This is a genomic window from Phenylobacterium aquaticum (genome assembly GCF_022695515.1).
Classification (GTDB): domain Bacteria; phylum Pseudomonadota; class Alphaproteobacteria; order Caulobacterales; family Caulobacteraceae; genus Phenylobacterium; species Phenylobacterium aquaticum.
In genome coordinates this window covers 1-19,924 of record NZ_JALDPT010000057.1, presented here as the reverse complement: position 1 = coordinate 19,924, position 19,924 = coordinate 1, and the positions used below count along the sequence as shown (strand labels likewise).

15 protein-coding genes and 1 pseudogene are annotated in these 19,924 nt (G+C 70.0%); 2 read left to right on the top strand and 14 right to left on the bottom strand.

The annotated features are described in order from the left end of the window. Positions 1-391: pseudogene (locus tag MQH10_RS24725) on the top strand (argininosuccinate synthase); the annotation flags it as partial. A 4-nt stretch (positions 392-395) separates the two neighbouring features. Here MQH10_RS24725 and MQH10_RS24720 read toward each other — a convergent pair. The 8 genes from MQH10_RS24720 to mutS form a co-directional block, all read right to left on the bottom strand. Continuing rightward, a complete protein-coding gene (locus MQH10_RS24720; RefSeq protein WP_242566636.1) occupies positions 396-1,196 on the bottom strand; it encodes an SDR family NAD(P)-dependent oxidoreductase in 801 nt (266 codons plus the stop codon). Positions 1,197-1,269: 73 nt separating this feature from the next. Then, on the bottom strand, positions 1,270-1,866 hold the full coding sequence (locus tag MQH10_RS24715) for a flavodoxin family protein (protein ID WP_242566635.1): 597 nt from the start codon (positions 1,864-1,866) through the stop codon (positions 1,270-1,272). 246 nt (positions 1,867-2,112) lie between these two features. Continuing rightward, positions 2,113-3,147, bottom strand: a complete 1,035-nt coding sequence (gene trpS / locus MQH10_RS24710; protein ID WP_242566634.1) for a tryptophan--tRNA ligase — start codon at positions 3,145-3,147, stop codon at positions 2,113-2,115. Between the two features lie 144 nt (positions 3,148-3,291). After that, entirely contained in the window at positions 3,292-4,971 is a 1,680-nt protein-coding gene (murJ, locus tag MQH10_RS24705) for a murein biosynthesis integral membrane protein MurJ (protein WP_419720801.1), read from the bottom strand. Between the two features lie 61 nt (positions 4,972-5,032). Beyond that, the gene (locus MQH10_RS24700; protein WP_336605227.1) at positions 5,033-7,855 is read right to left on the bottom strand and encodes a [protein-PII] uridylyltransferase; all 2,823 of its coding nucleotides are present in this window, start codon (positions 7,853-7,855) and stop codon (positions 5,033-5,035) included. A gap of 147 nt (positions 7,856-8,002) precedes the next feature. After that, positions 8,003-8,287 carry a UrcA family protein gene (locus tag MQH10_RS24695; RefSeq protein ID WP_242566632.1) on the bottom strand — a complete coding sequence of 95 codons (285 nt, stop codon included), beginning with the start codon at positions 8,285-8,287 and terminating at the stop codon, positions 8,003-8,005. 187 nt (positions 8,288-8,474) lie between these two features. After that, positions 8,475-9,017, bottom strand: a complete 543-nt coding sequence (locus tag MQH10_RS24690; RefSeq protein WP_336605226.1) for an HAD-IA family hydrolase — start codon at positions 9,015-9,017, stop codon at positions 8,475-8,477. A 68-nt stretch (positions 9,018-9,085) separates the two neighbouring features. Then, positions 9,086-11,779, bottom strand: coding sequence for a DNA mismatch repair protein MutS (gene mutS, locus MQH10_RS24680; protein ID WP_242566629.1), 2,694 nt, complete (start codon positions 11,777-11,779; stop codon positions 9,086-9,088). Between the two features lie 159 nt (positions 11,780-11,938). On the opposite strand from mutS, the gene MQH10_RS24675 reads away from it, so the two are divergent. Beyond that, positions 11,939-12,418, top strand: a complete 480-nt coding sequence (locus MQH10_RS24675; RefSeq protein ID WP_242566628.1) for a GNAT family N-acetyltransferase — start codon at positions 11,939-11,941, stop codon at positions 12,416-12,418. On the opposite strand, the gene MQH10_RS24670 is transcribed toward MQH10_RS24675, so the two are convergent. The 6 genes from MQH10_RS24670 to MQH10_RS24645 form a co-directional block, all read right to left on the bottom strand. Further along, positions 12,412-14,313, bottom strand: a complete 1,902-nt coding sequence (locus tag MQH10_RS24670; RefSeq protein ID WP_242566627.1) for an alpha/beta fold hydrolase — start codon at positions 14,311-14,313, stop codon at positions 12,412-12,414. The genes MQH10_RS24675 and MQH10_RS24670 overlap by 7 nt on opposite strands. Before the next feature lie 130 nt (positions 14,314-14,443). Next, entirely contained in the window at positions 14,444-15,589 is a 1,146-nt protein-coding gene (dnaJ, locus tag MQH10_RS24665) for a molecular chaperone DnaJ (RefSeq protein ID WP_242566626.1), read from the bottom strand. A gap of 144 nt (positions 15,590-15,733) precedes the next feature. Then, on the bottom strand, positions 15,734-17,632 hold the full coding sequence (gene dnaK / locus MQH10_RS24660) for a molecular chaperone DnaK (protein WP_242566625.1): 1,899 nt from the start codon (positions 17,630-17,632) through the stop codon (positions 15,734-15,736). Between the two features lie 215 nt (positions 17,633-17,847). Beyond that, a complete protein-coding gene (locus MQH10_RS24655; RefSeq protein ID WP_242566624.1) occupies positions 17,848-18,312 on the bottom strand; it encodes a hypothetical protein in 465 nt (154 codons plus the stop codon). 25 nt (positions 18,313-18,337) lie between these two features. Continuing rightward, complete coding sequence (locus MQH10_RS24650; RefSeq protein WP_242566623.1) at positions 18,338-18,829, bottom strand: helix-turn-helix domain-containing protein; 492 nt, start codon at positions 18,827-18,829, stop codon at positions 18,338-18,340. Then, on the bottom strand, positions 18,826-19,924 hold a 1,099-nt coding region (locus tag MQH10_RS24645), incomplete at its 5' end, for a methyl-accepting chemotaxis protein (protein WP_336605225.1). The genes MQH10_RS24650 and MQH10_RS24645, both read right to left, overlap by 4 nt.

Sequence of the window (19,924 nt, the reverse complement as noted above, 5' to 3'; positions counted from 1 at the left end):
GACCCCCGGCGGCACGATCCTGCTCGCCGCCCACCGGGGCATTGAAAGCATCACCCTCGACCGCGGGTCCATGCACCTGAAGGACGAGCTGATGCCGAAATACGCCTCACTCATCTATAACGGCTTCTGGTTCGCGCCGGAGCGCGAGATGCTGCAGGCGGCCATCGACCACAGCCAGGCCATGGTCACCGGCCAGGTCCGGGTGAAGCTCTACAAGGGCAATGTCTCGGTCATCGGCCGCACCAGCCCCTACTCCCTCTATGACCAGGACCTGGTCACCTTCGAGGAGGGCAAGGTCGCCTATGATCACCGCGACGCCGCCGGCTTCATCAAGCTCAATGCGCTCCGCCTGCGCGTCGCCGCCAAGCGCGACCAGCGCCTGAAGAAGTAGGGCCTCAGACCTTCCGGAACTTCGGGCCCTGGGACGCCATCAGCGCCAGGGCCCAGTCGTCCGGCAGGATCTTGGCCACGCCGGCGATGGCCTTGTTGGGCGCGCCGGGCACGCAGACCGCACGGTCCGCCTCCACCGCCTCATAGCCGGCGGCCGCCACCTCGTCGGCCCCCAGCCACAGCCAGTCCGGCGTCGATGAGCTGATCTGAGCCCGCGTGCCGTTGACGTCGTGGAATTCCGAATAGGTGAAGCCGGGGCAGAGCGCGGTGACGTGCACCCCGGTCGCCAGGTTTTCCAGGTGCAGGCTCTGGGAGAACTTCACCAGATAGGCCTTCACCGCCCCGTAGAGGGTATGACCCGCCGAGCCGGGGACGAGGCCCGCCAGCGAGGCCACATTGACGATGCGCCCGAACCGGCGCTCGACCATGCCCGGCAGCACCCGATGGGCGAGCTCGGTGGGGGCGTGCAGCAGCACCTGCAGGAAGGCCGCCTGGTCTTCCCATTTGGTCTCCGCGAAACTCCCCGGCAGGCCGTAGCCGGCGTTGTTGACCAGGGCGTCCACATGCCGGCCATGGGCCGAGAGGTGCTCCAGGATCTGGACCGGCGCGCCCGCCTCCGCCAGGTCGGCGGCGACGGTCAGCACCTCGACCCCATGACGCAGGCGGATCTCGTCGGCGAACCGGTCGAGCCGGTCCTGCCGACGGGCGGTCAGGGCCACGTCATAGCCATGGCTGGCGTAGATCTTGGCGAAGGCCGCCCCGATCCCGGCGGATGCGCCGGTCACCAACGCCAGTTTGCGGTCCATCTGCGCCCTTTCGAAGCCTGTCCGTTCAGGGTGCGAAGGTGGCGCTGACCGCGCCCCGGTTCAAGCCGGCATATCAGGCGGCCGTGGCGACCGCCGCAGGGGAGCCCGCCTTCCAGCGCCGGGCGGCCTCGGCGACGCGGGCGCCGAGCAGGCGGATGGTCTTGTGGTCGCCGGCGGGCGGGGTGACATCGGCCGGCGCGTTCTCGGCCTGGGCCATGACGCCCAGGAAGGAGCCGAGCCGATTGACATCCTCCGGGCCGATCTTGCCCGCGACGGTTCCGGGCAGCAGTCCCGTCGAGACCCAGACCATGCCGTGCTGGGCGGCGAACAGCGCCAGGCTGGTCAGGCTGTTGAGCTTGTCCCCCGACGGGCTGTTGGACACGGTGAAGCCGGCGGCGAGCTTGTCCTTCCAGGCCTGGACGTACCAGTCCTTGGCCGAGGCTTCTGCGAAGGCGCGAAAGCCGGCCGACAGGTCGCCCATGAAGGTGGGCGCGCCGAAGATCACGGCGTCGGCGGATCTTACGCCCTCCAGCGCCTGGGCGTAGTCGTCGCCCTCCAGGCGCAGCAGCAGGGGCTCGGCGCCCGCATCGCGCACGCCCTCGGCGGCGGATTGGGCGAGGGCGGCGGTATGGCCGGCGGCGGAATGATAGACGATGGCGACCTTGCTCACGGGAACTCTCCTAGTTCGTAACTGATGCAGTGACGGTTACGTATGGAGGCGCCACGAAAGCTCAAGGTCCGGCGGGGCGGAGATTTTCTGAAGCGGGGCGGAGCGGGGCTGAGTCCGCGCCTTCCCTCCCCTTCATGGGGAGGGTGGCCGGCGCGAAGCGACGGACGGGTGGGGCTCTTGAGCCGCCGTTCCCCACCCTGACCGGCAAGCCGGCCTGTCCCTCCCCATGAAGGGGAGGGAGGAACGTCAGTCGCCCCAGAAGCCGACCAGTTTCTTGACCTGGCGCAGGGTGGGCGCGGCGACCTCGCGGGCGCGTTCGGCCCCGGCGGCCAGGATGCGGTCGATCTCGGCCGGATCGGCCATGAAGCCGCGCATGGCCTCAGTCACCGGTCCCAGCTTGGCCACCGCGAGATCGGCGAGCTTCGGCTTGAAGGCTCCAAAGCCCTGGCCGGCGAACTCGGTCAGCACCTCGGCGGCGGTGCGGCCATCAAGCGCGGCGTAGATGCCGATCAGGTTCTGGGCCTCGGGCCGGTCCTTCAGCTCGTCCGGCGTCTCCGGCAGGGGCAGCGCGTCGGTCTTGGCCTTGCGGATCTTCTGGGCCACGGCGTCGGCGTCGTCGGTGAGGTTGATGCGCGCCGCGTCCGAGGGATTGGACTTGCTCATCTTTTCGCTGGCGTCGCGCAGGGACATGATCCGCGCCCCGACGCCCTGGTGGATAGGTTCCGGCAAGGGGAAATAGCCGGGCGCGTCGAAGTCGTGGTTGAACTTGGCCGCGATATCGCGCGTCAGCTCGACATGCTGCTTCTGGTCGTCGCCGACCGGCACGTGGGTGGCCTTATAGAGCAGGATGTCGGCCGCCTGGAGCACCGGATAGGTGTAGAGGCCGACGCTGGCCTTTTCCTTGTTCTTCCCCGACTTGTCCTTGAACTGGGTCATGCGGTCGAGCCAGCCGACCCGGGCCACACAGTTGAAGATCCAGGCGAGTTCGGCATGCTCCGTCACCGCCGACTGGGGGAAGATCGTGGCGATCTTCGGGTCCAGCCCGGCAGCCAGATAGGCCGCCGCGATCTCGCGCGTCTGGGCGGTCAACTTGGCCGGTTCCTGCCATTCGGTGATGGCGTGCAGGTCGGCGACGAAGATGAAGGTCTCCGCCTCGTGCTGCATGCGGGTGAACTTCACCAGGGCGCCGAGATAGTTGCCCAGGTGCAGGTCGCCGGTGGGTTTGACGCCGGAGAGCACGCGGGCGGGGCCCGCATAGGCGGGAGAGGTCTGTTCGGTCATGAGGTCAGGCTTCGGAAATGGAGGCATGGGGACGCGCGATCGCGCGCCGAGACGGGCGGATCAGACGCGGCGCCATCGCCAGCTGAGGTGTCCGGGGTAAGCCATGGCCAGGGCAATAATCCTCCGCCGCCTCCGGGGCAAGTCTTAGCCGAGCGGCGGTTCCGAGATCGCCGGCGCGGCGGCCTCGCCCTTGCGGCGACGGAAGGCGTAGCGGACATCAGCCGGGGTCAGGCCGCCGGAGGCGAACAGCAGGGCCGGATAGAGGGCGGCGCCGGCCACGCTGACCAGGGCCACCGAGAATTCCTTGGGCCCGAGCGGCCCGAGCTTCAGGCCGCCGAAAATCCCCTGGATGAGGTCGCGATAGTGCGAGGCCCCGCCCAGCACCAGGCCGAGCGCGGCCGAGGCGGCGACGATGCGGGCCAGGCGCGAGATCGCCTTGGCCTGGGGCGCGTAGAGCCCGCGACGCAGCAGGGTGGTGGTCATCATCGCCACATTGACCCAGGAGGCCAGGCTGGTGGCCGCCGCGATGCCGGGCACGCCGATGAGCTGGAACAGGATCAGGCCCGCCACCACGTTCAGCCCGACCGAGATCAGGGCGTAGCGCATGGGGGTCTTGGTGTCCTGGCTGGCGAAGAACACCCGGCTGACCAGCTGCTGCAGCACGAAGGCCGGCACGCCCCAGCCATAGTGGAACAGCGCATTGGCCGTCGCATGGGCGTCGACCAGGGTGAAGGCGCCGCGGGTGTAGAGGGCGTCGATCAGGAAGAACGGCATGGCGATCAGGGCCACGGCCGCCGGCAGGGTCAGCGCCATGGCGAAGACGATCGCCTCGTCGATGGCGGTCGAGGATTCGGCCTTGTCGCCGGCGTGCACCGCCCGCGACAGCCGGGGCAGCAGGGCGACGCCGATCGCCACCCCCACCAGGCCCTGGGGCAGCAGATAGAGCCGGTCGCAGACCGCCAGCCAGGAGCGGGCGCCGTTCACCTGGCTGACCAGCATGCCGGAGACGAACACATTGATCTGGCTGGCGCTGGCGGCGATGGCGCCGGGGACGGCGAGCGCGATCAGGGCCTTGATCTCGGGCGTCAGCCTGGGCCAGCGCAGGTCGACCCGCGCGCCGGATTTGCGCACCCCCCACCAGAGCAGGGCGGCCTGGGAGATCCCGGCCAGCACCACGCCCCAGGAGGCGGCGAAGGCCGCCTGCACCGGGCTGGTCGCCGGCAACACGGTGATCAGGGTCCAGATGTTGAGCAGGATGGGCGCCGAGGCCGACAGGATGAAGCGGTTGCGGCCGTTCAGCACCCCGGACAGGTGGGCGTAGATCGCCATGCAGGGCAGATAGGGCATGGTGATCTGGGTGAGGATGATCGCCAGCTTGAACTTGGCCGGATTGGCCGCGAAGCCCGGCGCGATCAGGTACATCAGCCAGGGCATGGTCAGCTCGGCGAAGACCGTGATGGCGATGGTGGCGGCCGCGAGCGTCGCCATGGCGTCGGCGGCCAGGACGTCGGCCACCTCCTCCCCGTCCGTGGCCAGGGCCTTCGAATAGGCCGGCACGAAGGCCGCCGCGAAGGCGCCCTCGGCGAAGATCCGGCGGAACAGGTTGGGGAAGGCGAAGGCGGCGTTGAAGGCGTCGGCGGCGAAGGTGGCGCTCGCCCCCAGCCGGTAGCTCACCGCCAGGTCCCGCACGAAGCCGAACAGCCGGCTGAGCAGGGTGAAGGCCGAATAGATCATCGACGAGCGGATCATGCCGTGCGCCTTGCCCATCTTCGGGCCCGGCTTGGCGGGGGTGTCGGCGGCGGCGGTCGAGGGGGGCTGGCTCACCCAGCCTCTGTGCGCAGCCCCAAGGCGGCCGTCAAGGTGAGTTCGCCGTTAACCAATTGATCTAGCGCGCGTTGCTGGCCCGGGCCTTCTGCAGATTGCTGCGGGTCCGCGTCTGGGTCTGGGTCTCCGCCGCTTCCAGGGCGGCCATCAGGTCGGCCTTCAGCCCGGCCATCAGCTTGGGATCGGTGATCTTCTTGCCCTCGGCGTCCACCACATAGAAGGCGTCCACCGCCCGCTCGCCATAGCCGTCGATATGGGCCGACAGGATCGAGAGCCCGGCGTCGGAGATCGGCCGCGCCAGGGCCACCAGCAGGCCGGGACGGTCCCGGCCGGACGCCTCGACCACCGTGGAGACCTCCGAGGCCTCGTTGTCGAGCATGACCGTGGGCGTAATGGCGAAGGCCGCAGCCCGGCCGAGATCGCCGGTCTTCTTGGCCTCGGACTTGATCGGCTCGCCCCGGCCCGCCGCCTCCAGGGTGGCCGCCAGGCGTTCCAGGGAACGGGCGTTGTCCGCCCCATAGGCGGCGCCCGTCACGTCCTGCACATAGAAGACGTCGAGCGCCTGGCCGGTGCGGGAGGTGAAGACCTTGGCGCCCACTACGTTGGCCCCGGCCGCGGTGATGGCGGCGGCCAGGTCGACGAACAGGCGCGGCCGGTCGGGGGCCGCGACCACCACTTCCGAAGCGTTCAGGCCCGGGCGCACATGGCCGACGGCGGCCGCCCCGTCCTTGGCGCCGCGACGGGCCAGCTTGGCGTGGGCCAGGACCTCGGCCTCCGGGAAGGAGGTGAAATAGGCGTCTTCCATGGACTGGGCCCAGGCGGTCGACGCCGGGTCGACCTTGGACAGGCTCATCCGGGCGTCATAGGCGGCGTTCTCATGGTGACGGCGCACGGCGGCGGCGGCGTCGGACCCGCGCCCGCCGCGGAACACGGCTTCCGTCGCCGCATAAAGCTCGCGCAGCAGCTGGCCCTTCCAGCCGTTCCAGACGCCAGGCCCCACGGCGCGGATGTCGGCCACGGTCAGGACCAGCAGCAGGCGCAGACGCTCCGGCGTCTCCACGATGCGGGCGAAGTCGACCACCGTGCGGGGATCGGAGACGTCGCGCTTCTGGGCGTAGTCGCTCATCACCAGGTGATGCTCGACCAGCCAGGCGATCATCTCGATGCGCTTGCGGTCCAGGCCCATGCGCTCGCCGGCCTGGCGCGCCGAGCGGGCGCCGGCCTTCTCCTGGCCGCCCACCCCGCCCTTGCCGGTGTCATGCAGCAGCATGGCCAGGAACAGGGCCTCGCGGTCGTCGATCAGCGGCATGACCGCGGTGGACAGGGGGTGGTCCTCGGCGAAGCGGCCGGCGGCGATGTCGGCGATCACGCCTACGGCCCGCAGGGTGTGCTCGTCCACCGTATAGGAGTGGTACATGTTGAACTGCATCTGGGCGACGATGCGGCCCCATTCGGGGATGTAGCGGCCGAGCACATCGGCCTCATTCATCAGGGTGAGCGCCCGCTGCGGCTCGCGGCTGTGAGCCAGGAGGTCCAGGAACACCTTGGCGGCCTCGGGATCGCGCCGCACCTTGGGCCCGATCAGGGTGGCCAGGCGGCTGGCGGCGGTGAAGGCGTCGGGGTGAAGGTCCAGCCCCCGGCGGTCGGCCAGCCGGAACAGCCGCAGGAGATTGATCGGGTCTTCCTCGAAGATCTTCGGGCTGTCGATGTTGAGACGGCCGCCATCCTCGTAGAAGCCGGGGTCCAGCGCCTTCTTGCGCCCCTGGCCGCGGCCGGGCAGCAGGCGGGAGATGCCCTTGGGCTGCTGCTTGACCCGCTCGGATTCCAGCTTGGCGGCGAACACCCGGGTGAGCGAGCCCACCTCCTTGGCGATCATGAAATAGCGGCGCATGAACCGCTCGACCGCCGGGGCGTCGCCCCGGTCGCCATAGCCCATGCGGCGCGCCAGCTCCGGCTGCAGGTCGAAGGTCAGGCGCTCTTCAGGCCGGCCGGTGGTGAAGTGCAGGTGGCAGCGCACGGCCCACAGGAAGTCGATGGCCCGGATGAAGGCGGCCACCTCCTTGCGGTCGAACATCTCCAGCGGCACGAAGCCGTCGACCTGGGCGACCGGGTGGATGTACTGGGCGATCCAGAACAGGGTGTTGAGGTCGCGCAGGCCCCCCTTGCCCTCCTTCACATTGGGCTCGACCAGATAGCGGCTGGCGCCGGCCCGCTCCTGACGCTCGTCGCGTTCCTTAAGCTTGGCGGCGACGAACTGGGCGGCGGTGCCCTTGACCACCTCGGCCCGGAACCGGCGGGTCAGCTCGTCGGCGAGGTTCTCGTCCCCGGTCAGGCGCCGCGCCTCCAGGATCGAGGTGCGGATCGTGTAGTCCTCCCGGGAGAGCTTGATGCACTCCTCGACCGTGCGTGAGGCGTGGCCGACTTTGAAGCCCAGGTCCCACAGGGCGTAGAGCATGAACTCGATCACGCTCTCGGCGTGGGCGGTCTGCTTGTAGGGCCGCAGGAATAGGAGATCGAGATCTGAGAAGGGCGCGAGCGTGCCCCGGCCGTATCCGCCGACCGCCATCAGGGCCAGGCGCTCGCCCTCGGTCGGGTTGCGGGCCCGGAACACGTGGACGGTGGTGAAATCATAGAGGGCGGTGACCACCTCGTCGGTGACGCCGGACAGGAGGCGGGCGGTCTCGATGCCGCCCGCGCCGTTCTCAAGCCGCTCCTTGGCGATCATCCGGCCGCGGAACAGGGCCTGTTTGAGGATCTCCAGAGCCCGGCGGCGCTGTTCGGCCGCATCGCCGGCGGCGTCCAGGGCCGCAGCCGACAGCTGGGCGCGCAGGCGCACGCCGTCGACAACATATTCCAGGCGGGTGGGGCGCAGGCGCGGCGGCATATGAAAGGGAAGCCTCGGGACGATGTCGGAACCGACAGTCATATAGGGCTTCGCGCCGGCTGGTCAGGCGATCAAAGACCGCACGCCTCCCAAAACGCAAAAAGGCCGGCGACGGGCGCCGGCCTTTCCGCGATGTCGGGTCGGCGATTAGCGCGACGCGAACTGCTTGCCTTCGGCGGCCGCGAACTTCTGCAGCTGGGCGTGGGCGTCGGCGAGGCTCGCCTTGAAGCAGGAGGCGTATTCCGAATTGTAGCTGAACGAACCCGCGGTATCGCGCTTGCAGACGGTGCGCGCGGCGTTGGTCAGTTCGGCGTCGAGTTGGGCGATGGTCTTGCCGGCCACCGAAACGCGGATTTCCGAGGCGCTCGCCGGGGCGGCGATGGCGAAAGCAGCAATGGAAGCAACGGCGGCAATAGTGGCGATCTTGATCAAAGTAGTTCTCCGACGGGCGCTTTTGACTGAGGATTATTCCTCGGCGCTTGGTAAAGCCGTTCTACAGCCTACGTCTTAACCTTCAATTTCTCTTCGTGGTTGACCAAACATTACCTTTGCGAGTGCGGAAAAGTCTCGCAGGTTGTGCGAAATGCCTGGGGTCCAGGCCTCGGATTCGAACCTCAATCTAGGAGGCGCGAAACTCCGCCAAGAGGTCGCGGATCGGCCGCCCGCCGTCCCACAGGACGCCGCCCCAGCCCCGGGCCTGGGCCGCCGCGACATTGGCGGGCCGATCGTCCAGCAGGGCGAGTTCGTGGGCCGCGTAGCCGGTGCGGGCCTCGATCGCGGCGTAGAAGGCGGGGTCAGGCTTGGCCGAGCCCAGGTCGGCGGCATAGTGCATGGCGTCGAAACCCTGCCGCAGCTCCAGCGCTTCCCAGAGATAGCGCGCCCGGTGGTGCTCCTGCACCGTCGCCAGGTGCAGGACGAGCCCCTCGGCCCGCAGGTCCGCAAGGTCGGCGAGCAGGTCCTCGTCCAGCCGCCCGTCGGCGGCGAACCAGTAGCCCGCCAGGCGGGCGCTGGTCAGATGCGGGGCGATCTCGGCCAGGACCGGCGCCAGACGCTCATGCAGGTCGGCCCGCCCCAGCATGACGTCCTCCCAGTGCGGGGCGAAAAGTGCTGGTCGAGGGCGGCGCGGCTGAGCCCCAGCTCGGCCTCCAGCCCATCGCTCCAATGGCCGCCGCGCTGGGGATGAACCAGCACCCCGTCCACATCGACCATCAGCGCTTTCAGTCCCATCGATCAGGCCATCAGGCCCTTGAGGCGGTAGAGCGCGTCCATCGCCTCGCGCGGGCTCATGCTGTCGGGATCGAGGTCGCCCAGCGCCGTCTCGACCGCGCTGGGGCCAAGACGCTCAGGGGTCGGTGCGGTCGCCGCGAACAGCGGCAGGTCGTCGAGGTGGGCCGGGGCGCCCGCCTCCCGCTCCAGCCGCTCCAGCACGTCGCGGGCGCGGGCCACCACCGCCGGCGGCACGCCCGCCAGCTTGGCCACCTGCACGCCGTAGGAGCGGTCGGCCGGGCCGGGGCCGGCCTCATGCAGGAAGATCAGGTCGCCGTTCCACTCCTTGGCCTTGAGCGACAGGTTCGCGACATGGGCCAGGCGGCCCTCGAGCACGGCCAGCTCGTGATAGTGGGTGGCGAACAGGCCCCGGCAGCGGTTCACCTCATGCAGGGCCTCGGCGCAGGCCCAGGCGATGGCCAGGCCGTCATAGGTGGCGGTGCCCCGGCCGATCTCGTCGAGGATCACCAGGGAGCGCGGCGTCGCCTGGGTGAGGATGGCGGCGGTCTCGACCATTTCGGCCATGAAGGTCGAGCGGCCGCGGGCCAGATCGTCGCCCGCCCCCACCCGGCTGAACAGCCGGTCGACCACGCCCAGCCTCAGCCGCCGGGCCGGCACATAGCAGCCGGCCTGGGCCAGCACCGCCAGCAGGGCGTTCTGGCGCAGGAAGGTCGACTTACCGGCCATGTTCGGGCCGGTGACCAGGGCGAGCCTTGGCCCCGCCACCCCCGCGCCGTCCAGGCGGCAGTCATTGGGGGTGAAGGCGTCGCCGGCCCGCTTGACCGCGGCCTCCACCACCGGGTGGCGCGCGCCCTCGGCCTCGAAGGCGGTGGAGCGGTCGAGGATCGGCCGGGTCGCGCCGACATCGCCGGCCCATTCGGCCAGGCCCGCGGCGACGTCCAGGCGCGCGGCGCCCTCGGCGGCGGCCTGGATCTCGAAGGCGGCGTCGCGGGCCGCCTCGCGCCAGGCCTCGAAGGTCGAGAGCTCGATGGCCAGTGCCCGCTCGGCGGCCTGGGCGATCTTGGCGTCCAGTTCGGCCAGCTCCACCGTGGTGAACCGCACCTGGTTGGCCAGCGTCTGCCGGTGAATGAAGGTGGCGTTGAGCGGCGACGTCATCAGCGGCTCGGCCGCCTTGGCGGTCGTCTCGACGAAATAGCCGAGCACGGCGTTGTGGCGGATCTTCAGCGCCACGCCGGAGTCGGCGGCCAGCTGCTGTTCGAGCGCCAGGATCACCCGGCGGCTGTCGTCGCGGAGCGCCCGGGCCTGGTCGAGCTCCACACGTACGCCAGGGGCCACGAAGCCCCCGTCGCGCGCCTGCAGCGGCAGATCCGTTCCCAGGCCCTCGGCCAGCAGACGGCGGAATTCGGCGAGGCGCGGATGGCGGGCGGCGTCCAGGGCGGCCACGGCGGTGGTGAGTTCCGCGGGGGGCGGAGCCTCCAGGGCGGCGGGCGCCTCGGCGAACAGGGCGGCGATCGCCTCTCCCGTCGCCAGGCCGTCGCGCAGGCAGCCCAGGTCGCGCGGACCGCCGCGGCCGAGCGCCAGGCGGGACAGGGCGCGGGCCATGTCGCCCAGGCCGCGCAGGGCCTCCCTGAGCCGTTGGCGGGGGTTCCGGTGCTCGACGAACCAGTCGATGGCGTCGAGCCGGGCCTCGATGGCGGCCGGGTCCAGCAGCGGCCGGGCCAGACGGGCGGCCAGGAGCCGCGCGCCCGAGGCGGTGATGGTCCGGTCGATCGCTCCCAGCAGGGCGCCCTCGCGCGACCCCGAGAGGTTGCGCTCGATCTCCAGGCTGGCGCGGGTGGCGGGATCAATCGCCATGACGTCGGCTTCGCCGGCCCGACGCGGGGCGGTGAGCGCCGGGACGCGGCCGGCCTGGGTGGTCTCCAGATGGGCGGCGATCAGACCGAGCGCGGAGATTTCGGCGCCCGAGAGGGTCCCGAAGCCGTCGAGGGTGTCGACGCCATAGAGACGCTTCAGCCGCGCCTCGGCGGCGGCAGGTTCGGCGAGCGCCTGGGGCAGGGGCTGGACCAGGCCGCCGGCGGCGCGCAGGGCGGCGTTCAGCCCCTCGTCGGCGAACAGGCGGTCGGGCACCAGGATCTCGGAGGGGCCGAGCGCGGCGAGCGCGGAGCCGAGGTTCTCGCGGGCCACCGCCCAGCATTCCACCTCGCCGGTGGAAAGTTCGACACTGGCCACGGCGGCGGACCCGGCGCGTACGGCGACCGCGGCCAGGCGGTTGGACCCGCGGGCGTCGAGCAGGCCGTCCTCGGTGAGGGTGCCGGGCGTCACCACGCGGGTGACATCGCGCCGGACGATGGATTTCGACCCGCGCTTCTTGGCCTCGGCCGGGTCTTCCATCTGTTCGCAGACGGCGACCTTGAAGCCGGAGCGGATCAGCTTGGCCAGATAGGCCTCGGCGGCATGGACCGGCACGCCGCACATGGGGATCGGCGCCCCGCCGTGATTGCCCCGGGCCGTAAGCGTGATGCCGAGCGCCGCGGCGGCCTTCTCGGCGTCCTCGAAGAACAGCTCGTAGAAGTCGCCCATGCGGAAGAACACGAGCGCATCGGGCTGGCGCGCCTTGGCCTCGAAGAACTGGGCCATGACCGGCGTGGCGCCGGCGGCCTCGGGGGGCAGGGTGCTGGGGGGGATCTGGGCGTTCATGGGCGAAGCACAGGTTAACGGCGCCCGCTCCCCGCGTCAGCCATCCTCTTGAACCCGGACGCGCGAACCCCAAGCTTTAGATTGAGGGGCGGAGGCGCGCATGGACCAGGACATCCTTCAGCATGTGATCTTCCCGGCCGTCCGGGAGACGCCGAGGCCTTGGCCCAGACCCATGTCGCCGCCTGGCGCGAAAGCTATCGCGGCCTGATCGCCGACAGCTATCTCGACCGCATGTCGGTGCCGATCCACGCCCGACGCTTCGAGCGGGCCCTGATCCGTCCCGGCCCGCACGACGCCACCCTGGCCGCCGCCGATCGGAGCGGCATCGTCGGCTACGCCTCGGGCGGCCCCTCGCGCACCCGCAAGCCCGGCGAAGCGGAGATCCACACCCTCTATGTGCGGCTGGCCGCCCAGCGCCAGGGCCTGGGCGCGCGGCTGCTGATCGCCATGGCGCGAATCTTCGCCGACCAGGGCGCCCGGTCGCTGATGATCTCGACCCTGCGCGACAACCTGCCGGCCCGCGGGTTCTATGAGCACATGGGCGGCCAGGCCGAGCCGCCGCGCCGCGAACCGGGCCCCGGCGGGACCGTGTTCGAGGTCAGCTATATGTGGCCGGACATCCAAGCCCTGGTTCAGTAGCGGGTCACCACCCCCAGGGCCTTCGGCGTCGGAACCTGGGCCGCGCCCTTGGCGCGCTTCAGGACCCAGTCGATCAGGGTGTTGGCCACCGCGGAGTTCCCCGCCTCTCCCGGCCGGCCCTTGTCCGGGGTGGAATCGTCGGCCGAGACGAAGTCGGTGTGGTGCAGGATGGCGACATTGATCTTGGGATCGAAGGGCGTCACCGCCTTGGCCTGGTCCGTCTGCCAGGTTCCGGTGCGGTTGATCTCCGTATAGTCGCTGACCCCCGGGAACGGATTGCCGGACACCCCCTGGGTGAAGCCCTGGCGGGCCACATAGACCGGGATATTGGCGATGGCGGTCTTGTCGACGTCGAGCTTCACCCCGTCGCGGTCGACCTTCAGCATCTTGTACTTGCCGACGAAGCCGGCGTCATAGTCCCAGCGCTCGGACGGGTACCAGTTCGACCCGATCATGTCGGAGGCGTCGAGGGTGAGCGTCCCGGCGTCCTTGAAGCGCACAGTGACCGGCCGGATGTTGGACCGCGCCGGCGCAAAGCCCTGGCTGTCCATCCAGGCCTTAGCCTTGCCGGCGTCAATCGGCGAGCCGCCGTTCCCGCCGCCCTCGATCCAGCCATAGACCTTGTTCGGATCGACCATGGCCGCGGACGGCACGCACTTGGGGGGCGCGCCCATCATCATCCGCGCCGGACCCGGCGGCAGGGGCGCGGGCGGGGTCTGGTCGCACTGGGTCTCGGTCCCGGGGACCGGCTTGAAGTCCAGCACGCCCAGGCCCTCGCCGAGGAACTGCAGCACCGGCATCTGCACCCCGCCGCCCGGAACCGGATCCGTGTCGAAGCTGGTCCCGGCCCGCGCCAGCCAGGTCAGGCTGATGGCCTTGAGGAACTTGTCCCCCGGCCCCTCCTTCATCGCCGCGGTGCGCAGGGGGAAGATCGATTCCGCGGTGGGGTCGGAGAAGGCGTAATAGATCCCGGTCACCGACTGGCTGGCGGCCGAGGCCGGGCCGGCCACGGCGCCCAGGAGGCCGTTGGCGTCGGTGTAGACTGGGGCCTTGCCGGCCCTCAGGTCCGCGACATGGGCGAAATAGGCGTCCAGCTCGGCGGGCGTCGGCGTCTGCTGCGTCCCCGCCGAGGGGCCGCCGTCCAGGAAGATCAGGCCCGAGAGCCCGGCGATCCCACGCTGGCCACTGGGCTTGAGGCGCGCCGCATAGTTCGAGACGAATCCGCCGCCCTGGCTGTGACCGGCCAGGAAGATGTTGTGGGCCCCGGTCTTCTGACCGATCAGGCCGATCATGGCGTCCACGTCCCCGGCATAGGCCTGGAAGTCCCAGTCGGCCATGAAGGCCAGATCCTGCTCGGACAGGGGTTTCCACTTGGCCTGGGCCGTGGCCGGGCCGACCTGGGCCGGGGCGCCGGGAACCGCCGAGGGCTGCAGGGCGTCTGGGCCGAGATAATAGTCGAGGGCCAGCCTGGGCGACCTGGCCTTGCGCGCCGCGGTCAGGGCGGTGGTGTCGGCCAGATTCGCCCCGCGGCGCTGCAGCACCCACACCTCCACCCGGCAGGGCTGGCCGTCGCAGGTTCGCGCCTGCGCCTTATGCACCAGCTGGCTGGCCAGGTAGAGCCAGTGGGACGGGGTCGAGGCGAAGCCCGGCAGGGCGACGATCACCGCATTGGCCGGGCGCGGAGCGTCACCATCGACGGCGGCCCTCAGGCGCAGGAAGCTGGCGGTGTTCAGTCCCTTGGGCGTGCCGGGGGCGGCGTAGCCGGGGACCTGCAGATATTCCGCCGCCACGTCCGGATAGCCGGGAACGACGCTCTTGGAATAGTCGCCCGCGGCGGCCGCGCCCGCGATGGCGCAGGCCGCGGTGGCGGCCAGAATGACGGTCTTCAGACCCATGACGTCCTCCCCTGTCGCGCCGTACATGCGGACGCGATCCCCTGTGGTCAGACTAAACCTGACCCGGGATTGTTGCAGGGATTTATCGGGAGACGGCGAGGGAACGCCGCCGGGGCCGCGAGGGGAAGGTCTAGGTCCCCGTCACGTCTTCCCAGAAGCGCTTGGCCTTGCCGATGAAGCTGGCCGACTTGGGGTTCTGCTGCTCGCCGCACAGGTCGCCGAGCTCGCGCAGCAGCTCCTTCTGGCGGGCGGTGAGCTTGGTCGGGGTTTCGACGAACAGCTCGACCACCAGATCGCCGCGATCGCGGGAGCGCAGGGACGGCATGCCCTTGCCCTTCAGGCGCACGGTGCGGCCGGTCTGGGCGCCCTCGGGCACCTTGACCGTCATCTTGCAATTGCCGTCGCAGTTTTCGCCGCCCATCAGGCAGGGCGCGTCGATCTCGCCGCCCAGGGCCGCGACGGTCATGGGCACAGGGACGGTGCAGAGCAGGTCCAGGCCGTCGCGCTCGAACAGCTCGTGCGGGGCCACCGACAGGAAGATGTAGAGGTCGCCGCGCGGGCCGCCGCGGGTTCCGCCGTCGCCCTCGCCGGCCAGACGGATGCGGGCGCCGTCGTCGACGCCGGCCGGGATGCGGACCTGCAGGGTGCGCTCGCGGCGCACCTGGCCGTGGCCGTGGCAATCCTTGCAGGGGTCGAGGACCAGGCGGCCCGAGCCGCCGCAGCGGGGGCAGGCGCGTTCAATGGAGAAGAAGCCCTGGCTGGCGCGCACGCGCCCGGCGCCGCCGCAGGAGCCGCAGACCGTCGGGCTGGTGCCGGCCTTGGCGCCGGAGCCCTCGCAGGATTCGCAAGTGATCGAGGCGGGGACCACGATCTCGACCTCGGAGCCGGCATAGGCCTGCTCCAGGGTGATCTCCAGGTCGTAGCGCAGGTCCTGGCCGCGGGTCGGGCCGCTGCGCCGCTGGCGCGCCCCGAACATGTCGCCGAAGACGTCGCCGAACACCTCGGAGAAGATGTCGTTCACATCGGCGAAGCCGGCCCCGGGCCCGCCCTGCGAGCCATTGACCCCGGCATGGCCGAACTGGTCATAGGCCGCGCGCTTCTTGGCGTCGGAGAGGACCGAATAGGCCTCGTTGATTTCCTTGAAGCGGCCTTCGGCCTCCTCGCAACCGCCATTGCGGTCGGGGTGATGCTCCATGGCGAGCTTGCGAAAGGCGGACTTCAGCGCGGCTTCGTCGCAGCCACGGGTCACGCCCAGGATCTCGTAATAGTCCCGCATCGAAGGTCAGGGCTTCAATTGTTCATGGAAAAGGAGGTGGGAGAGCGAAAGCTCCCCTGCAAGCCCCGCGCCACAATAGGGCGCGGGCTCCCCGATGGCGGCCGCCTCACATGAAGGATGCGAAGGGCCGCCATGGGGCGGGCGTCAGGCCGACTTCTTGTCGTCGTCGCCGACTTCCTCGAACTCGGCGTCGACCACGTCGTCGCCGCCCGAGGCTTCAGGTTGACCCTCGCCGCCCTGCGCGGCCGCGTACATGGCCTCGCCCAGCTTCATCGAAGCCTGGATCAGGGTCTGGGTCTTGGCGGAGATCGCCTCGGCGTCATCGCCCTCCAGGGCCGACTTCAGATCGGCCATGGCGGTGTTGATCGCGTCCTGCTCGGCCTGACCGATCTTGGAGCCGTGCTCCGCCATCGCCTTTTCGGTCGAGTGGACCACGGTCTCGGCCTGGTTCTTGGCCTCGACCACCGCCTTGCGCTTCTCGTCCTCGGCCTTGTTGGCCTCGGCTTCGCGGACCATCTTCTCGATGTCGGCGTCGGAGAGGCCGCCATTGGCCTGGATGCGGATCGACTGCTCTTTCGAGGTCGCCTTGTCGCGGGCCGAGACGTTGACGATGCCGTTGGCGTCGATGTCGAAGGTCACCTCGACCTGCGGCACGCCGCGCGGCGCCGGCGGAATGCCGACCAGGTCGAACTGGCCCAGCATCTTGTTGTCGTGCGCCATCGGACGCTCGCCCTGGAAGACCCGGATCGTCACGGCCGACTGGTTGTCGTCCGCGGTCGAGAAGGTCTGGGAGCGCTTGGTCGGGATGGTGGTGTTGCGCTCGATCAGCGGAGTGAACACGCCGCCCAGGGTCTCGATGCCCAGGGTCAGAGGGGTCACGTCCAGCAGCAGCACGTCCTTGACGTCGCCTTGCAGCACGCCCGCCTGGACCGCGGCGCCCAGGGCCACGACCTCGTCGGGGTTCACGCCGGTGTGCGGCTCACGACCGAAGAACGCCTTCACCGTCTCCACGACCTTGGGCATGCGGGTCATGCCGCCGACCAGGATCACTTCGTCGATGTCGGACTTCTTCAGGCCCGCGTCCTTCAGCGCCTGCTCGCAGGGGCCGACCGTCTTGGCGATCAGGTCCTCGACCAGGGCTTCCAGCTTGGAGCGGGTGATCTTGATGTTGAGGTGCAGCGGACCCGAGGCGTTCATCGAGATGAAGGGCAGGTTCACTTCGTACTGGGCCGTGAAGGACAGTTCCTTCTTGGCCTTTTCGCCCTCTTCCTTCAGGCGCTGCAGCGCCAGCTTGTCCTTGCGCAGGTCGACCGAGGTCTCCTTGCGGAACTCGTCGGCGAGGTAGTCGACGACGCGCATGTCGAAGTCTTCACCGCCGAGGAAGGTGTCGCCGTTGGTGGCCTTCACCTCGAACACGCCGTCGCCGATCTCCAGGATCGAGACGTCGAAGGTGCCGCCGCCGAGGTCGTAGACGACGATCTTCTTGCCGTCGTTCTTCTCAAGCCCGTAGGCGAGCGCCGCCGCGGTGGGCTCGTTGATGATGCGCAGGACTTCCAGGCCGGCGATCTTGCCGGCGTCCTTGGTCGCCTGACGCTGGGCGTCGTTGAAATAGGCCGGGACGGTGATGACCGCCTTTTCGACCTTTTCGCCGAGGTGCTGCTCGGCGGCTTCCTTCATCTTCTGAAGGATGAAGGCCGAGACCTGCTGGGGCGAATAGTCCTTGCCGTGCGCGCGCACCCAGGCGTCGCCGGTCGGGCCCTTGACGATCTCGTAGGGCACCATGCCCTTGTCCTTCTCGACCAGCGGGTCGGAGGCCGAGCGGCCGATCAGGCGCTTGATCGCGAACAGGGTGTTGGAGGGGTTGGTCACCGCCTGGCGCTTGGCGGGCTGGCCGACCAGCCGTTCGCCGTCGTCCAGGAAGGCCACCACGGAAGGCGTGGTGCGGGCGCCCTCGGCGTTCTCGATCACTTTCGGCGTCTTGCCGTCCATGATCGCAACGCACGAATTGGTCGTGCCCAGGTCGATGCCGATGATCTTGCTCATGTCGAGTCTCTTACTCGCTCCTTGTTGGCGGACGTCGCCTTGAGGGCCTTGATCCCAAGCGCCCCTTTTTTGGTCGTCGTCCCCGGTTCGATTCAGGGTCTCGGGCGGTTAACCCGTGGGGAAACCGCCGTCGAGTCGCGATATGGGATGGCACGGGCGTCTCGCAAGAGTGTTTGACCCTTGTCAAATCCGCCGCCGGCCCGTCAGCGCCCGAATCAGGCGTCCAGCAAGGCCTTGTAATCCCTGGCGCCATAAGGGGCGGCGCCGCCTCGGGCGGCCAGGAAGGCGTGCTGGATGACCATGGCCTGCTGCTCGATGTTGAGCCGCGAAAAATCTCGCGCGGCCGCCAGGTCATAGGCGTAGGCGCGGGGCCCGTCCCCGGCCCGGAGCTTGGCCCAGGGCAGGAAGACGCCGCTTCGCGCCTGCCAGACATGAACCAGTTCGTGGACGAACACCGCCTGCAGCTCCAGGGGCGCCGCCGCGAAATCCGTCCAGGCGCTCGCCGCCGGCCAGACGATCAGTCGCGACCCCGGCACAAAGGCGCGGCCGAGCCCGGGGGCGGCCCACAGGCGCAGGCCGTCGGGATCGAAGGCCGCGCGGGGCAGGCTCAGCGCTAGCGCCCGTTCGCCGGGGGTCAGCCGGCGCCATCGGGCGGGTCTCATCAGCGCGGGCGCGGTCACGCCCCATCCTAGCCCCTTGCGGGCGTCAGAGCATGTCCTCGCGCCGCAGGGCCGACAGCACGCGCTCCAGATGCCGGCGATTGGCGCTGAACAGGGCGCCGATCTCGGGCCGGCGCGCCATGGCCTCGGTGACGATCAGCCGCCGTTCGGAATCCCGGGCGCAGAAGCCCAGCTCGACCAGTCGGTTCACATAGCGCCGCACGGTTTCGCGCGGCATGTTCAGGGAATTGGCGAGCGCGAGCGTGGTGATCGGCCGCCGCGCGTGATCGGGCACCACCCCGTCTTCGCCGGCGACGATATTGCGCAGCGAAGGCCCCACATGTTCGACGCTGGCCCGGAACAGGGCCAGGAAGATCACCCCCATCAGGATGTCGCCGTCGAACATCGAGGCCAGTTCCGCGATGGCGCGCAGCACATAGTCGGCGCTCAGGCCGCCGATCCGGCGCGCCTGGGCGGAGGCCTTGTCGAGGCTACCGGTGTCATTGGCGATCGGATCGATACGACGCTGAGCGTTCATCTAGAACTCCTCCCAGCCCTCGGGCTGCGGCGACTCGGCCAGGGCCAGGGCGCCCCGGGTGGCCGGCGCGGCGCGGACGGGCGGCGGCGGATGGCGGACGGGGCGCGGGCGGTCTGCACGGGCGCCGCGCCCGAGGTGCGGAACCGCGAGATCTGCTCGGCCAGCTCGACGGCGTTGGCGCTCATGGCGTGCGCCGCGGCCGTGGTCTCCTCGACCATGGCGGCGTTCTGCTGGGTCATCTGGTCCATCTGGTTGACCGCCACATTGACCTCGGCGAGGCCCGTCGACTGTTCCTGGGACGAGGACGAGATCGAGCCCATCAGGTCGTCGATCCGCGCCACCTGGGCGACGATGGCCCCGAGCGCCTGGCCGGTCTGGCTGACTAGGTCGACGCCGGACTTCACATGACCGCCGGACGCCGCGATCAGCCCCTTGATCTCCTTGGCGGCTTCCGCCGAGCGCTGGGCCAGGGCCCGCACCTCGGCCGCCACCACCGCGAAGCCGCGGCCCGCCTCGCCGGCGCGCGCCGCCTCGACCCCGGCGTTCAGCGCCAGGAGGTTGGTCTGGAAGGCGATCTCGTCGATCACCCCGATGATCTGACCGATCTGGCCGGAGGATTCGGCGATCTGCGACATGGCGGTGACCGCCTGTTCGACGACCGCGCCGGACCGTTCGGCGCCGGCCCGGGCCTCGGCCACGAACTGACGGGCCTCCTTGGCGCCGGCGGCGGTGCCCTTGACCGTGGCGGTCAGCTGCTCCAGCGCCGCGGCGGTCTGTTCCAGGCTGGCCGCCTGCTGTTCGGTCCGGCGAGACAGGTCGTCGGCCGCGTGGGCGATCTCGGTCGAGCCGGTGCGCACGCCCGAGGTCGCCCCGCCGATATGGGCCAGCACCTCGTCGAGGGCCGCGACGGCGGCGTTGAAGTCGTGGCGCAGACCCTCGTACTCGGCCGGAAAGGCGTTATGGAGCCGGCAGGTCAGCTCGCCCTTGGCGACGTTTGACAGACCGTCGGCCAGGGCGGCGACCACCTGGGCGCGCTGTTCGTCCAGGGCGGCGCGCTCGGCCAGGCTGCGGATCTCCGCCTCGCGAGCCGCCTTT

What these genes read in the sequence shown, in the direction of transcription:
- mutS (WP_242566629.1), bottom strand. Translation starts at nt 11,779, where the DNA reads ATGAACGCCCAGATCCCCCCCAGCACCCTGCCCCCCGAGGCCGCCGGC.
- MQH10_RS24700 (WP_336605227.1), bottom strand. Translation starts at nt 7,855, where the DNA reads ATGCCGCCGCGCCTGCGCCCCACCCGCCTGGAATATGTTGTCGACGGC.
- dnaK (WP_242566625.1), bottom strand. Translation starts at nt 17,632, where the DNA reads ATGAGCAAGATCATCGGCATCGACCTGGGCACGACCAATTCGTGCGTT.
- MQH10_RS24720 (WP_242566636.1), bottom strand. Translation starts at nt 1,196, where the DNA reads ATGGACCGCAAACTGGCGTTGGTGACCGGCGCATCCGCCGGGATCGGG.
- MQH10_RS24650 (WP_242566623.1), bottom strand. Translation starts at nt 18,829, where the DNA reads ATGAACGCTCAGCGTCGTATCGATCCGATCGCCAATGACACCGGTAGC.
- dnaJ (WP_242566626.1), bottom strand. Translation starts at nt 15,589, where the DNA reads ATGCGGGACTATTACGAGATCCTGGGCGTGACCCGTGGCTGCGACGAA.
- trpS (WP_242566634.1), bottom strand. Translation starts at nt 3,147, where the DNA reads ATGACCGAACAGACCTCTCCCGCCTATGCGGGCCCCGCCCGCGTGCTC.
- MQH10_RS24670 (WP_242566627.1), bottom strand. Translation starts at nt 14,313, where the DNA reads ATGGGTCTGAAGACCGTCATTCTGGCCGCCACCGCGGCCTGCGCCATC.